Annotated in this window: 15 protein-coding genes; 2 read left to right on the top strand and 13 right to left on the bottom strand. The window is 54.3% G+C overall.

What is annotated here, in order from left to right; genetic code table 11:
- Positions 1 to 24: 24 nt before the first annotated feature.
- A complete protein-coding gene (locus V8L70_RS05445; protein ID WP_101147180.1) occupies positions 25 to 1101 on the top strand; it encodes a tRNA-queuosine alpha-mannosyltransferase domain-containing protein in 1077 nt (358 codons plus the stop codon).
- Here V8L70_RS05445 and V8L70_RS05440 read toward each other — a convergent pair.
- The 13 genes from V8L70_RS05440 to V8L70_RS05380 all read right to left on the bottom strand — a co-directional run bounded on the left by V8L70_RS05440 (position 1084) and on the right by V8L70_RS05380 (position 14593).
- Positions 1084 to 2154, bottom strand: a complete 1071-nt coding sequence (locus V8L70_RS05440; protein WP_101147181.1) for a carboxysome shell carbonic anhydrase domain-containg protein — start codon at positions 2152 to 2154, stop codon at positions 1084 to 1086. The two genes, V8L70_RS05445 and V8L70_RS05440, sit on opposite strands and share 18 nt — an antisense overlap.
- A 12-nt stretch (positions 2155 to 2166) precedes the next feature.
- Entirely contained in the window at positions 2167 to 2805 is a 639-nt protein-coding gene (nth, locus tag V8L70_RS05435) for an endonuclease III (protein WP_101147182.1), read from the bottom strand.
- A gap of 97 nt (positions 2806 to 2902) precedes the next feature.
- Positions 2903 to 3604, bottom strand: coding sequence for an electron transport complex subunit E (locus V8L70_RS05430; protein ID WP_101147281.1), 702 nt, complete (start codon positions 3602 to 3604; stop codon positions 2903 to 2905).
- Positions 3605 to 3615: 11 nt separating this feature from the next.
- On the bottom strand, positions 3616 to 4275 hold the full coding sequence (rsxG, locus tag V8L70_RS05425; protein ID WP_101147183.1) for an electron transport complex subunit RsxG: 660 nt from the start codon (positions 4273 to 4275) through the stop codon (positions 3616 to 3618).
- On the bottom strand, positions 4272 to 5309 hold the full coding sequence (locus V8L70_RS05420) for an RnfABCDGE type electron transport complex subunit D (RefSeq protein ID WP_101147184.1): 1038 nt from the start codon (positions 5307 to 5309) through the stop codon (positions 4272 to 4274). The genes rsxG and V8L70_RS05420 overlap by 4 nt, the downstream gene beginning before the upstream one ends.
- Entirely contained in the window at positions 5306 to 6961 is a 1656-nt protein-coding gene (rsxC, locus tag V8L70_RS05415) for an electron transport complex subunit RsxC (RefSeq protein ID WP_101147185.1), read from the bottom strand. Before rsxC ends, V8L70_RS05420 begins: the two co-directional genes overlap by 4 nt.
- Complete coding sequence (rsxB, locus tag V8L70_RS05410; RefSeq protein WP_101147186.1) at positions 6961 to 7557, bottom strand: electron transport complex subunit RsxB; 597 nt, start codon at positions 7555 to 7557, stop codon at positions 6961 to 6963. The genes rsxC and rsxB overlap by 1 nt, the downstream gene beginning before the upstream one ends.
- Before the next feature lie 12 nt (positions 7558 to 7569).
- Positions 7570 to 8151: an electron transport complex subunit RsxA gene (rsxA, locus tag V8L70_RS05405; RefSeq protein WP_101147187.1), complete on the bottom strand. Its 582-nt coding sequence runs from the start codon at positions 8149 to 8151 to the stop codon at positions 7570 to 7572.
- A complete protein-coding gene (locus tag V8L70_RS05400) occupies positions 8148 to 9746 on the bottom strand; it encodes a sensor domain-containing diguanylate cyclase (protein ID WP_336269038.1) in 1599 nt (532 codons plus the stop codon). Before V8L70_RS05400 ends, rsxA begins: the two co-directional genes overlap by 4 nt.
- Before the next feature lie 100 nt (positions 9747 to 9846).
- Positions 9847 to 11883 carry a methionine--tRNA ligase gene (gene metG / locus V8L70_RS05395; protein ID WP_336269037.1) on the bottom strand — a complete coding sequence of 679 codons (2037 nt, stop codon included), beginning with the start codon at positions 11881 to 11883 and terminating at the stop codon, positions 9847 to 9849.
- A gap of 104 nt (positions 11884 to 11987) precedes the next feature.
- Positions 11988 to 12269 carry a hypothetical protein gene (locus tag V8L70_RS05390; RefSeq protein WP_035558576.1) on the bottom strand — a complete coding sequence of 94 codons (282 nt, stop codon included), beginning with the start codon at positions 12267 to 12269 and terminating at the stop codon, positions 11988 to 11990.
- A gap of 127 nt (positions 12270 to 12396) precedes the next feature.
- Positions 12397 to 13578: a 1-acyl-sn-glycerol-3-phosphate acyltransferase gene (locus V8L70_RS05385; protein ID WP_336269036.1), complete on the bottom strand. Its 1182-nt coding sequence runs from the start codon at positions 13576 to 13578 to the stop codon at positions 12397 to 12399.
- Positions 13579 to 13663: 85 nt separating this feature from the next.
- On the bottom strand, positions 13664 to 14593 hold the full coding sequence (locus V8L70_RS05380; RefSeq protein WP_336269035.1) for a recombination-associated protein RdgC: 930 nt from the start codon (positions 14591 to 14593) through the stop codon (positions 13664 to 13666).
- A gap of 143 nt (positions 14594 to 14736) precedes the next feature.
- Between V8L70_RS05380 and V8L70_RS05375 the strand changes: the two genes are divergently transcribed.
- The gene (locus V8L70_RS05375) at positions 14737 to 15171 is read left to right on the top strand and encodes an acyl-CoA thioesterase (RefSeq protein WP_336269034.1); all 435 of its coding nucleotides are present in this window, start codon (positions 14737 to 14739) and stop codon (positions 15169 to 15171) included.
- Positions 15172 to 15278 lie beyond the last annotated feature (107 nt).

Genomic DNA, 15278 nt, shown 5'->3' with positions numbered 1-15278 from the left:
CTGATCTGCTTGCTAAGGCTGTGAATGCGCGTACTACTGTTATCCGCCTACGAAGCGGTGAGTCATCGCTATTGGGCGCAAAGTTTAATGGCGCAGCTTGATGAAGTATCGTGGGCGATGTTGAGCCTGCCACCGCGTCATTTTGCCTGGCGAATTCGCGGCAACCCACTGAGCTGGATGTTGAAAGAGCAGGATACCCTTAGCCAGTCGTATGAGGTGGTGCTTGCCACGTCAATGGTGGATCTGGCGACGCTAATAGGGCTGTTTCCACACCTTGGCCGAGCCAAAAAGATCGTCTATTTTCACGAAAACCAGTTTGCCTATCCTGAGTCTAGCGATCAGATACCCCAGGTAGAGGCCAAAATGGTCAACCTCTACACGGCGCTAGCGGCGGATTGTGTGGTGTTTAACAGCGCTTACAACCGCGACTCTTTTATCGATGGCGCGCGAGCCTTTCTGAAAAAAATGCCTGAAAACCTACCTGCAGCGAAGCCATTGGAAGCGCTGCGCGAGCGGTCTCAGGTTTTACCCGTGCCCATTTCTGATAGCTCAATTTCTCACCAGCAAACGGCTGTGCAAAAAACAGTGCCACAGCGTATTGTTTGGAATCACCGCTGGGAGTATGACAAAAATCCTGATGACTTCTTTGCCGTGCTGTTCGCGTTAAGCGATGCCGGAGTGGCATTTGAGCTGGCCGTGCTAGGGCAGCGCTTCCGCCAAGCTCCGGCCATTTTTGACGAAGCCGAGCAGCGCTTAGCCAAGCATATTGTGGCTTGGGGGCCCCAGCCCGAGGGGAGGTATCGCGAATTGCTGGACAGCGCAGGCATCGTGGTATCGACCACCTGGCATGAGTTTCAAGGCTTGGCGATCATGGAGGCAGCTCAGCGCGGGGCGCTGCCCCTAGTGCCGGATCGGCTTTGCTTCCCGGCTTTATATCCACCTGACTACCGTTACGATGGCACTCAGGAAGGGCTTTATAAGCGACTCCATGCTTGGCTGACAAATCCAACTGCGCGTCCTATGAGCCTTGATACTGCGGCTTGGGAGTGGGCCGCTTGGCGCGAGGCCTATCGCCAGCTTCTTTCAGTCGAGCCGGTCTAATCGTCGTGTCGGCCAGTGCACCACGGCGGTATGGCGACGCATCTTTTGCGCAAGCATCGGGTGCTCACGGCGAATCACCTGCTCGGCAAAATCTGACAGAAAGTGGGATTTAAGCTCCGCGCGGGCGCGGTCGACGCCGCTGTGCTGGTAGGGGGTCGAAGCCAGCAGCATAAAGCCATCATCTGGGATGCGTCCGGCGCGCATATTGGTGTCAATGATGGTGGCTGCCGTGCCAATGGGCACTGCTAAGTCCGGCCCGTAAGGGCCAATAATCAGGGCGGTATTGGGTAGGTGCAGAAAATCAAAGCCCCGGCCGATGCAGATCACCCATTCGCGGTGCTCGATATCGAGCTCCCGCTCGACGCCATGCAATTCGCTAACGTGGGCAAGGTTACCTTCCAGCAGAGGCAACAAATCGCGCTGCATGTCATGGGGCATATCGGGGCAAAGGGCATTCAGTTGACTGCTTAGTCCTTCTGGGGCCCGGCCAATCCACTCGCTGACATCAAGGGTGGTGCCGTCTTGGCCATGAATCACCAGCGCATCGCTGTCGGTTTCAAAGCCGCACACCAGCGGGTAAACCTGCTGGTGGTCGTGGCCAAATAGCTTTCCAGCCTGTTCGGCAATGGCATAGGCGTGGGCTTTCGCGGCTTGGGTATCGCAGTTAAACCCGGCGCAGCCGCGGGCTGGGTTGCCATGGGAAAAGTGGTAGGTGATCAGCATTAGCGTGCTGCGCCCCGCCTGAGCGGCGTCGACTACCGTCTCGGTCAGCAGTTCCCCCAGGTAGGGCCAGCCTAGATCAAAAATGCCGCCCAGGTTACGAAACGGCGTAATGATACCTAACGGCGTGCGCGTGGCGTGGGGTATATGTATGCGCCCATCCATGCACTTCATGACGACGATGGATGTCGGGTGCTGTGCCGTATAACGCTGCCGCGCTAGCCATGCCCCTGGGCTACAGAAATGCTCGGCGTGTTGCCGTGACAGATCCAGTAGCGCATCAATACGCTGCTCAATGGGCTGATCATGCAGAAGCGTGGCAGGGGTAGGCATGGAGGACTCCGTCTAGGCGATTTCGGTTTTGTCTTTATAGTCGCACAGATCCTCAATAATGCAGCTACCGCAGCGCGGTTTGCGGGCAATGCAAGTATAGCGACCGTGCAGAATCAACCAGTGATGAGCATCTTGCAGAAATGCTTTGGGCACATGGCGCAGCAGTTTTTGCTCCACCTCCACAACATCTTTACCTTTGGCGATGCCAGTGCGATTAGAGACCCTGAAAATATGCGTATCCACGGCCATGGTGGGCTGGCCAAACGCCGTATTGAGAATCACATTGGCAGTTTTGCGGCCTACGCCAGGCAGGGCTTCTAACGCTTGGCGGGTGTTGGGCACTTCGCCGCCATGCAGGTTGACCAGCATATGGCAGGTTTTCATCAGGTTTTCGGCTTTGGTGTTGTATAAGCCGATGGTTTTGATGTGCTCTTTAAGTTCGTCGATGCCCAAATCAATGATCGCTTGGGGAGTATTCGCTACCGGGTAGAGCCGTGCTGTGGCTTTATTGACGCCCACATCGGTGGCTTGAGCAGAAAGCAGTACGGCAGCAAGCAGCTCAAAAGGTGAGCTCCAGTTAAGCTCGGTAGTGGGATGCGGGTTCTCTGCCTGAAGGCGAGCAAAAATTTCATGACGCTTTTGGGCATTCATGGCTGGTCTCGTTATTTAAAAGACAATGTTTTAAAAGACAGTGGTTAAAAACAGTATTTAAAAAAAAACAGTGACTTATGCGCAGTGATTAAAAACGCTATTTAATCGTACCGGTTACCCGCACACGGCGATCAACTCGGGTTTCAATGGCTGCCGGACGAGCGCGTGCTGCACTGCGTTGATCGATGGCATTTTTCAATGCGATCAACATGCCCGCCACAAAGAAAGCGCCCGGGGGCAGCACAAAAAACAGAAACTGGTAATCGTCGGCAATCGTCAGTTGCCAATTAGCGGCTTGGGGTCCAAACAGCAGCGCCATGTCGCTGAACAGCGTGCCCTGACCGAGTAGCTCGCGTAGGGCGCCCAGGAGTACCAGCACGGCGCCAAACCCCAGCCCCATCATCAAGCCATCGATAGCCGCTGGAATGACCGGTTGGCGGGAGGCAAAGGCATCGGCGCGGCCTAAAATAGCGCAGTTGGTGACAATCAGTGGAATAAAAATCCCTAGCACCTGATAGAGCGGGTAAGCATAGGCGGCCATCAGCAGTTCGGCGCAAGTCACAAAGGCGGCAATCACCATCACGAAAGCGGGCAAGCGCACCGCGCTGGGGACTTGGTGGCGAATCAGCGAGATCGCCGTGCTGGCGCCTACCATTACCAAAAGCGTGGCAAGTGCCAAGCCCAGCGCATTCACCACGCTGCCGCTAACGGCTAACAGCGGGCAAAGCCCCAGCAGTTGAACCAGCGCAGGGTTGTTTGACCACAGCCCATCACGGGCCAGTTGGCGCCATTGGCTCATCTGCTTGTTTTTCACGAGCGTGGCTCCTCAAATGTTATCGGTAATGGTGTATTAGCGGCGTACTCCAAGGCTTTATGAACGGCGTTAACCACGGCTCTGGGGGTGATCGTTGCGCCGGTAAACGCATCAAACTGGCCACCATCTTTAGTTACCGCCCAGCCCTCTGGTGGCAAACTATTTAGCCCCAGGCCATCAAAGTGAGTGATCCAGTCGCTGCGGCTGCGCTCAATATCATCGCCTAGCCCGGGCGTTTCCTGGTGTTGGGTGACGCGCACACCGCTAATGCGCTGCTGCTCATCAATCCCGATCAGTAGGCGAATTTCGCCGTTATAGCCTTGCCGGGTGACCACCGGAAAAATGACGGCACTGTGTTTATTACTGTTGTCGTTGTCGTTGTCGCTGCCGCTTACCCACCAGCCTTGGCTATCGCTTTTCAACCCCAGTGCTTCTGGGTTAGGAAGCGTAAAGGTGCTTTCTAGCACGCGTGCAACGGGCGTGTTGGCAAGCGTCTGAGGCAGTACTTCTTGAAGCTGACGGTGCTGGTAAGCCAACTGATGGGTCGCTATGCGCTCGGCGGTTAATGCGCGCGTGAGCGCAACGCTACCCGCGGTCACCAGAGCAAAAGTGCCCAATGCGAGAGCACCCCGCTGCATGGCTTGAAAGAGCGTCATGGCTGCTCACCCCGGGAGCTTTTTGGCTGCCCCGTCGGGCGTGGCACGCTGTACAGGTCTAGCAGCGGCACGCACAGATTCATCAGCAACACCGCAAACGCCACTGCATCCGGGTAACCGCCAAAGGTGCGAATAATGATAACCAAGGTGCCGATACCGGCTCCATAAAGTAGTTTGCCGCGGCGGCTGGTGGCGGCGGAAACCGGGTCGGTGGCGATAAAAAATGCCCCAAACAGCGTCGCCCCGGTAAGTAGGTGAAAAAGCGGTGAGGCAAAGTGGCTGGGGTCGCTGAGATAAAACAGCGTGGCCAGCACCACTAGGCTACCCAGCATAGCGGCAGGAATGTGCCAACTGATAATCCGCTTTGCCAGCAACAATACGCCACCTGCTAACCAAGCAAGGGCGACCCAGCGCCAAGCACTCAATGTGCTCTCGGGCAGTGGGTGGGTGGCCCAGAATTCGCTGGCAAGCACGGCCTCGCCTTTGTGCTTAAAGGCATCGAGCGGTGTGGCGCCACTTAGGCCATCTAGCTGGCCAGCTGGCAGCGTTCCTGTGATTTGTGCCCACAAGCCCTCCGGTAGTAGTTCTTGGGGGGGAGCCCAAAGCGTCATATAGGTTGGGAACGACACCAAAAGCAGCGCATAACCTACCATGGCGGGGTTAAACGGATTGTGGCCCAAGCCACCGTATAACTGTTTAGCGACGATGATCGCCGCGATCATCCCGACACCGATCAGCCACCAAGGGCTTGCGGGGGGCAGCGAAACGCCCAGTAAAACGCCGGTGAGTAGGGCACTTGAGTCATTCAACGTAATACGAACGGGGCGATTACGTAACTTAAGAATGGCGGCTTCTAGCCCAAGGCCAAACGCTGCCGCTAGCATTACATTGCTGAGTACCCCAAGGCCAAAGAAATAGCTCATAGTGGCGATGCCCGGCAGCGTGGCGATGATCACCCAGCGCATTAAATTTGCCGTGGGTGGCACGATAGTAGCGTTTGCACTGGTCACCTGTGAGGCGTGCATCATGCTCATGGTGATTCCTTGCTGGGCTGTTGTTCGCGTGCTTGGGTAAGCTGGACCTCGGTGGCGCGTAAATTTTCCTGGGCGGTGGCAAGCTGCATTTCGAGATCATCAAGAGGCTGTTTGGGGTCTTCCTGGGCAACGCGTGCCAGGGTTTTTTCAGCTTTTTTGACTGACGCCTTGGCGGCGGCATGGGCAATTCGTAGCCCGCGCAAGTCGACCTTTTCACTACTGGCTGCTGCACTAGTGGGCGTTTGACGCTGTTGCGATTTGCGGGCCTCTTTACGTGCCTGTTTCTCCGCCTCTTCCCGCGCCAACCGCGCTTGACGAAACTCAAAGCGGTGCTTGGCATGCTCTGCTTTTACCGTCTCGATTCGCTGCAGGCGGATTCGACTTTTTGCTTCACGATAATCGTCAACCAGGGGGATATGGCTGGGGCAGACGTAGCTGCAAGCGCCGCACTCAATGCAGTCGAAAAGATGATAACGCTCCATCTTGGCATCATCGTTGGCGCGAGCGTACCAGTGGAGCTGTTGGGGTAGCAGCGACACCGGGCAAACGCTTTCACACTCACCACAGCGTATGCAGGGGGATTCCACCGGGGCAGGTGGTAGTTCGGCAATAGTTGCAGCTATTAAACAGTTGGTAAGTTTGGTAACTGGCGTATCAAGTGTCAGCAGCGGCGCTCCCATCATGGGGCCGCCCTGAATCACTTGATTGAGCATGGGCTGATTAAGGCCTGCCTGTTCCAGCAGTGCTTTCACGGAGGTGCCTAGTCGCACCCAGCGATTGCCGGGCTGACTGATCGCTTCGCCCGTTAGCGTGACAACCCTGGACACCAGCGGCTGACCATCACGCACTGCATGTAATATTGCCAGCAGTGTGCCAGGGTTATGGCACAGCACGCCTACGTCAGCGGGTAAGCCGCCGCTGGGTACCGTTAGATCCAGCAGTTTTTTGATCAGTTGGCGCTCGCCGCCGCTGGGGTAGCGGGTAGAAATCACCTTGAGCTCAACGGTAATCGGGTGGCTATTCTGTATCGCCTGCCGCAGCGCTTCAATTGCCTCGGGTTTGTTATCTTCAATGCCGATAACGATATGCTGCGCGCCGCACAGTTTGGCGCTTATCTGGGCGCCTTCGAGTACGTCGTTAGCGTAGTGGCGTAGCGTGATATCGTCGGCGGTGATATAAGGCTCACATTCGGCGGCGTTGATCACCAAAGTATGAATGTCATGCTGTTCCACTACCCGCGCTTTAATATGGGTAGGGAAACCAGCTCCGCCGAGTCCGACAACCCCGCTCTCATTCAAGCGCTCAAGTAGCGCATTGAGTTCGCCGCGTTGCCAGTCGAGGCTGGGTAACCGGAGCCACTCATCCTGACCATCGCTATCAATGATGATTTGGATAGCGCTCACCTCGCTCACCGTGCCGCTAATGCTGGCGTGCAGATTACTGGAGATCATGCCTTCGCGCTTGGCAATGACGCTACCTACTTTGACTGTATCGCCCGGCGCGACACAGGGCGTGGCGGGCTGGCCGCTGTGCTGTTGCAGCGGCAGTGTCACTCGGCCAGGTAATGGCGCGTCAATCAGCTCGGCCTGATTCGATCGCTGTTTGCGCTCGGGCGGGTGAATTCCACCGGGGAAATCAAAGGTGTTCGACATCAAGACACCCCTGGTGCGGGTTGGCGGTCACTGGCAATCATGTTTGAAGAGTGCGCTGTTACCGGTTGCCATTGGGTGAGCGGTGCCGTGCGTGGCAGCATATCGATACAGTCTACGGGGCAAGGGTCAAGGCACAGATCACAGCCGGTACACTCATCTTCAATCACCGTATGCATTAACTTAGCCGCACCAATAATCGCATCGACCGGGCAAGCTTGGATGCATTTTGTGCAGCCGATGCACTCTGCTTCGCGAATAAACGCTACTTTGGGCTCACTTTGGGCTTCGCCATCGAGGGGCTCTGATTCGCGGCCGAGTAGATCGGCGAGGGCGTGAATCGTCGACTCGCCACCGGGTGGGCACTTATTCAGTGCATCGCCCTGGTTAATCGCTTCGGCGTAAGGGCGGCAGCCTGGGTAGCCGCACTGGCCGCACTGAGTTTGCGGCAGCAGGGCATCAATTTGTTCCACTAGCGGGTTATCTTCCCGCTTGAAGCGTTCGCTCACCACGCCCAGCAGGGCACCAAAACCCAGGCCTAAGCCGGTTAATACCGCAACGGCGCTAAGCATGCTGATAGCATCGAATGTGTCACTCATTATGCGCTACCTTCACCCTTGTACTAATCCGGAAAAGCCGAGAAACGCTAGCGACATAAGGCTAGCGGTCACCATGGCAATCGCCGCACCTTGAAATGGTTTAGGAATATCCGCTCCTGCCAAACGCTCACGCATGGCAGCAAATAGTACCAAAATAAACGAAAAACCCAGCGCCGCGCCCAAACCATAGAGGGTGGTATGAAAAAAGCTCAGTTCGCGGTTCAGCGACAGTAGCGCTACGCCCAATACCGCGCAGTTGGTGGTAATAAGCGGTAAGAATATTCCCAGTACTTGATGTAGTAGTGGGCTTAATTGACGCACCATAATTTCTGTAAATTGAACCACCGCGGCGATCACCACAATAAAGCTGATGGTGCGCAGGTATGTCACATCCAGCGGCACTAGCAGCCCGTGATAAACCACGAAGCTAGCAGCCGATGCCAGGGTTAACACAAAAGTGGTTGCCAGGGACATGCCCATGGCCGACTCCAATTTATTAGAGACGCCCATAAATGGGCATAGACCCAAAAATTGAACCAGCACGAAGTTATTGACCAGCGCCGTGCTGATCAAAATGATAAATAGCTCACTCATGATGGCGCATTGTGCGAAGAAATTGTGGCGTTGGCGAGCGAAGGTGTATAAACCTTGGCGCAGTGTCTGCCAGCTGCTTTAGCAGCGTAAAGCGCTTGGTCAGCGGCGGTCATTAATCCACTGAATGTCTGAATGCCTGCTATACCCAACTGGCTAATACCGATGCTTACGGTAACATGCGGTGCTACGGGCGACATATAGTGTAGATGCTGCAATTGATCAATAGCGTCACTAAGTGCTTGGCTTTTTTCCAATGCCTGGGTAGCTGATGTTGCGGACATCATGGCACTAAACTCCTCGCCGCCTGTACGCGCGATAAAGAAGCCATGCGCAGTGGCGACGTCATGCATGGTTTGTGCTACCCGCTGCAAACATATATCACCCTCGGGATGCCCATAATGATCATTAAACATTTTGAAGTGATCGATATCGAGCATCATGACCGACAACGGTTGGCCTGACGCCAAGGCGCTATTAACCACCTCTTGCAGGCGCTGATCGAATAATCGCCGATTGGGTAAACCGGTTAAGGGGTCATGAGTAGAAAGCTCGATAAGCTCAGCATTGAGCTGCTGTTGATGCTTGAACTGGTATTGAAAGGCCCGTGCTAGGATGCCGATTTCATCTCCACGCCCTAATAAAGTGCTTGATCCCTTTAAATCCACGCTGGCTTGCTGCGTAAACTGGGTCAGAGTTCTGAGTGGCTTCAGAATAATACGCTCCAGTAGCAGCAGAACAAGGCCAATCACTAATAGCATCAAGCAGGCTGTCCATAAAAGTACGTAGCGAAACGTTTCTAGACTGGCCAAATAACTGGTGCGATTAAGCTGGGTTCCCAATGCTAACTGCTCGTTATGCGGGTAGGTAGTCAAATAGCGCTGCGCCTGGATCGTATTGCCTGAGATGGTGACGGCTGCGTCATTATTGATACCGCCTTTCACCATCGAAAGCGTCGTTGGTAGCCCCGTATAGTCTTTTATGATCGTCAACCATTCATCGTCCATCGGCCTTACTTTGAATAGCCATCCTTGGGGCGGACCGCTCTCATCGGTTCTCACAATGGGGTTGGACGCAACCATTAGCGGCGTTGTGCCCGCATACAGGCTACTTTTACCCTGTTCTGGATCTTCTTTAATGGAAGCCTGCATCGAGCGAATAAGTCCCGACATCCAGCGGCACTCACGTTCTGCGGTATAGCAAGCGTGGTATTGGCCGGTAGCAGGATTGAGACCTGCCAAAAAATGTACATCGCCCTTCGCATTGAAAAAGGCCATTAGCTGGTAGCGCATTTCTTCAAACATCTGTTGGCTAAAATTGGTATCCGTATAGCCAGGGTAGTTACCCTGAATAAATTCATAGGTATCGTCCCAGATCGACCAGTCTCGCGCTTGGGCTAGTAGTTCCTGTTGGCTGATATTGAGGCTGCGTTCAATTTGCGCTAGCTCCTGGATTACTACCGCACGCTCTTCCTTATGAAGTGCGGGAAATATTACCCACTTGCTCAAGGCAGCTAAGGAAATAAGGGCTAGTAATAACACCCCGCCCAAGGCGGCCAGAAAACGAAAGCGCAAAGATCGAGAGAAGCGATGAACCATAGGGGTGCCTAAGCGAAACGGTGACGATGTACGACAGCTGCAAAAAATAAAAGGGGCAAAGGCGTTTAGCCTCTGCCCCTTTGGCATGGCACTTTAGTGATTAAGTGACCCGCTGGCCCGGTTCAGCACCGGTGTCAGGGGAGAGCAAATAGATGCCGTCTTCGTTTGCTGAGGCTAGCACCATGCCTTCCGATACGCCAAAGCGCATTTTACGCGGTGCCAAGTTGGCAACCATAACTGTCAAGCGACCTTCCAGTGCTTCAGGTGCGTAAGCAGAGCGAATGCCAGAGAATACATTGCGTGTTTCGCCACCTAGGTCGAGGGTCAATTGCAGCAGCTTGTCGGCGCCTTCCACGTATTGGGCTTTCGCAATGCGCGCAATGCGTAGGTCGACCTTGGCAAAGGCGGCAAAGTCGATTTCATCCGCGATGGGGTCTTCCGCCAGCGGGCCTTTTGGCGCCTCTTTCAGCTTTTGCTCTTCCACAAGATCTTCCTTGGACGCTTCAATCATGGCATCAATTTTATCCCGCTCGACGCGAGTCATCAGAGGCTTAAATTTGTTGATCGAGTGATCGGTCAGAACCGTTTGGCGAGTGTGCCAGTCAAGAGACGCGACATTCAAGAACTCACGCGCTTCTTTGGCCATCGTGGGAACGACGGGGACTAGATACACCATCAACTGCCGGAACAGGTTAATACCGACCGAACATATCTCAAGCACTTCAGCGTCGCGGCCATCTTGCTTGGCCAGTGCCCAGGGTTCTTTGTCGGCAATATAGGTGTTGGCTTCGTCTGCCAACTCCATAATTTTACGCATTGCTCGGCTAAATTCGCGGGCTTCAAAGTCGTCGGCAATCTCATCACCGGCGGCAATAAAGCGGGCGACCATTTGCGGTTCTGCGCAGTGAGCCGAGAGAGTGCCACCGCCAATTTTTTTAACAAAACCGGCGCAGCGACTTGCAATGTTGACTACTTTGCCGACTAAATCTGAATTTACTCGGGCGGCAAAGTCCTCCAGGTTTAAATCCAAATCATCCACTTTGGAGGTAAGCTTTGCGGCAAAGTAGTAGCGCAAGTATTCCGGATTCAGATGGTCGGCGTAGGTGGCGGCTTTAATGAAAGTCCCGCGAGATTTTGACATCTTGGCGCCGTCCACCGTCAGGAAGCCGTGACAATTAACGGCCGTCGGCGTGCGCAGGTCAGCGCCATGCAGCATGGCAGGCCAGAACAGGGCATGAAAATAGACGATATCTTTGCCGATAAAGTGATATACCTCGGCCTTCGAGTCTTTGTTCCAGTAGCTGTCGAAGTCGATCCCTTCGCGGTCGCAGAGATTTTTAAAGCTGGCTAAATAGCCGATCGGCGCATCCAGCCAGACATAGAAGTACTTGCCTGGGGCGTCGGGGATTTCGAAGCCAAAGTAGGGCGCGTCGCGGGAAATGTCCCACTCGTTAAAACCGGACTCAAACCATTCCATCAGCTTATTACGGATTTGCGGCTGAACGTGGCCGTCGTCAATCCAGCGCTGTAGGAAGTCGGCAAAGTCGGGCAGCTTAAAGAAGTAGTGGGTTGAGGTGCGTACTTCGGGCGTTGCGCCTGAAATTGCTGAGACGGGATTAATCAAGTCAGCGGGGGTGTAGGTAGCACCGCACTTTTCACAGTTGTCGCCGTACTGGTCCTCTGAACCGCATTTAGGGCAGGTGCCTTTAATAAAGCGATCGGCTAAAAACAAGCCTTTCTGGGGATCAAACATCTGCTCAATATCACGCGTGGCAATATGGCCTTTATCGCGTAGACGCTTATAGATCATCTCGCTGAAGTGACGATTTTCAGGGGAGTGCGTCGAATGGTAGTTGTCGAACCCAACGCCAAAACGGGCAAAGTCCATTTGGTGGTCATTGGAAACCCGTTCGATCAGCGCTTCAGGGGTAATACCTTCCTGTTCCGCACGCAGCATGATGGCAGTGCCATGGGCGTCATCGGCGCATACGTAGTAGCACTGCTGGCCACGGCTTTTCTGGAAACGTACCCAGATATCAGTCTGGATATACTCAAGTAAGTGACCGAGGTGAATGGCTCCGTTGGCGTAGGGGAGCGCGCTTGTCACCAAAATGTTGCGCGTGGCGGTAGTAGACATGGTGAAGGTTAATTCCGAGTGAATAAGGGTGCCGATCCGGCGATACCAAAAAAGACGGCGAAGTCGCTAAACGCTTCGCCGATAGCGTTACTTTCTAATAACGGTTAATAAAGCGCTTGCTCTTCTTGAACCACTTCGCGCAGCAGTTCTAAAAAAAGCTTATCAGCCTCAGAGTGCTCAGCAGGGTCTTCGGGTATGTGCACACTGGTGGTGTCGGAAATTTCGTTAGCAATCCGTGCCATGGCCGCGGGGCTGTTGCCTTCGGTCAGTTGCTGCCTGGCGATCACAAGGGATTGCTCAAGAATTTTGGGGTCTTGAAGCAATTTGCGAATAAAGCCACGCAGCTCATTGATGACACGTGTTTTCTGGATTTCTGAACCGGACATGGGAGTCTCCTTAGGATCGCGAATGACGACAGGGCCAAGCGAAGCCAATCAATGCATTGACCATAGCATTTTTTCTGCCAACGGGCATGAGTTGCACGGCATTAAACCTGCAGATTAAAACGCTGGTTTAAAGCGTCAATCGACCGGCTTTGTGCTTGACGGGGTTCGCGTATTGAGCAAGCCAATATGGCCTTAACGCCTCGGGTACATCGGCAAGTCGTGCATTGAAACGCTCCCTGTCTTGTTTAGTAATCGCTTTACGCGCTACTAGTTCTGGCGCTTCGCCCAATGCTTCAAGCGCTAAATAGTGGCTGGGGAAGAGGCGGTACCCGCCAATCACCTGACGATCAATCTCCGCGGCCACTTCGTCTGGCGTCGCCATATCAGCGCCGACCGGCGTGCCAAAGTGCAGCCGCACACGGCCCTTAGAGCCGGTAATGCCTGCCACAATGGAACGGATATCCTCAAACTCACCTTTGGCATAGCTGCCCTGCGTATCAATATCGTGTAGTTCCTGGGCCTTTTGCACGTCGCAGGGGTCATATTCATAGCTAATCGATACCGGCACGAGCTTCAATTCGGCAATCGCATCACCAAACACCATGTCGCGCTCTGACGCTTTCCTGGCCATGGTTAACATCTTGATAATAGCGGGCTCGGTATGGTCGATACCGTTCTTGGCGCGCCCTTCGCGCTGCGCCATCCAAATCGAGTGTTGGTCTTCGGTAATGGTGTGGCGAATATAGGCTGACAGCTGCTGGTACGCGGCTAGCATCGCCCGCTTACCCCGGGCGCTGCGTGGCACAATAAAGCTTTTATTCAGCCGCATCAGGTCGGTGACGTAGGGCTTTTTAAGCAGATTGTCACCGATAGCGATGCGAACGGTGTCGCGGTTTGCCTGATACAGCGCATAGTTGACGAACGCGGGATCCAGCGAGATATCGCGGTGATTGCCAATAAAGAGATAGGCGCCCTGTGGTTCGAGTTTGTCGAGCCCCGTGACTTCAAATGCATCCGTAGTGGTACGAATCATGCGCTCCATATAATGAGCAATACGCATTTGAAATTCGTAAACCGTCGACACATCTTTGACTTCACGGCGTATAGCACGGCTGGCAAAAGCACGTGCCAGCGACGGCGCCCAGCGCGCTAAGCGCGGAAGTCGAAAACGTGTGAGCGCATCCAGCAGCTCGTTGTCCCGTGATAGCCTAGCAAGCACATCGGCCACTTCATGATCCATAAAGGGCCGAATGTCGGCCCACGGGTCTGTCTCAGTAGAGGCGTTGGTAGCGTTATTGTGATGAGTCATGCGAACCGTTGGATGATAAATAGTGAAGATCGATTAATAACATCGAGGCGAACGTATATAGAACCATTGACTGCTATAGAGCCACTTACTGCACTGCGGGTTCCCGCTGCGTCTCGCCGCCGAGCCACTCTATCAAGCGCGGAATATCGTCCGATAGCGCCTGCGCCATTAAAACAAAATCCGTTTCCAGCCGCGCAAGGGCGTCATCACCGTCATCAGCATGATCGGCTTCCTCAATCAGAGCATCGCCAAAGCGCAATGATTTGAGCGCTAAATCATCATGCAACACGAAGCTTAAGCGGCCTTCCAGGCTAATCGCGAGCTTGCTGGCCTGACGGCCGCTCTCTAGCAGTTGCTGAATTTCATCGCTGTCTAAGTCGACTTGGCGCGCGCGTAGTACGCCGTCATCGCCTTTGGCCTTGAGCTCTACCTGGTCGCCAAGTTGCAGGTCGGCAGGGCGACTCGCGGCATCCCCAAGCCAGGTAGTCATGGCGCGGATAGGCAGCGTTTGTGAGCTGAGCGGGGTGACTTTTAAGCTGCCCAGCGTTTCACGCAATAAATCTAGAATATCTTCAGCGCGGGTACGCGAGCTGGCGTTAATGCCGATCATTTGCCCCCGGGTATCCCACCACAAATCGATTTTCTGGCTGCGCACAAAGGCGCGGGGCAATAAATTCTCAGTGACCTGCTCTTTGAGTGCGGTCTTCTCTTTGCGAGTGACTTTGCGGCCTTCGCTGGCCTCAATGTCGGCGACCTGCTCATCGACTTCTTCTTTGACCACAGAGGCGGGCAGTAGACGCTCTTGGCGCAGGGCGGAAAGCAGCCGATGTGCTTGGATTTCGTGAACCAGTTGGCCGCCGCCCATACGGCCAGCAGGCGCTGTCCAGCCCAGGCGGCGCGCATCGGCGTTGCCGAGTGGTTTGGCGGAATGCTCGTCTAAAGCGCTAGCCAGCGCATCGCTGGATATTTCGGGCGCATCGTGCAGGCGGTATATATGCAAGTGCTTAAACCACATAGGGCCAATCCTGTTCAAAAGGTGGCACATTATGGCGAAAGCGGGGCCTTCCTACCAGCATGCAACGGGCAATCCATGTTATTGCACACGTTTCAAACTTGTGTTTGATTGAGTTGTCGGCTAATCGATATAAAGGAGCTGTTATGACCGCATCACTTTCACGGGTTCAATTGCGCGTTCGTGGCTATCACTTGGATGGCTATGGGCATGTGAATAACGCTCGCTACCTGGAGTTTATGGAAGAGGGGCGTTGGGATTACTTTGATCAACACCCAGCGATGATCAAGGAACTCCATCAGGCTGGCCGTGCGTTTGTAGTGGTTAACTTGAATATTGATTATTTAGCCGCGGCGCGTCACGGCGATGATATAGAAATTATGACGGGTATCGTCGACGTCGGTGAGCGCAGCGGCCTCTGCCATCACCGCATCGTGCGCAAAGACGGTACCGTCATCGCCCAGGCAGATTTGACCTTTGTGCTTCTGGATATGCGGGCTAATAAAGCCGCTGCCATTGAGGGCGAGGTGCGCGATGCGTTGGCTTCATTAACGTTGGCGAAAGAGGCATTTACCCCCTAAACGGCTTTGGTGAGCTCTCTGGCTGCCCTTGCTGCTTTTGCGGTGGTATGATGGTGGAGTATTTGCGCGCCGCTCTAATTTTCTTTTAAGGGCGGTGTTTTTAAGCG

The sequence above is a fragment of the Vreelandella arctica genome (assembly GCF_037070215.1).
Lineage (GTDB): Bacteria > Pseudomonadota > Gammaproteobacteria > Pseudomonadales > Halomonadaceae > Vreelandella > Vreelandella arctica.
This window is presented reverse-complemented; position numbering and strand designations above follow the sequence as displayed.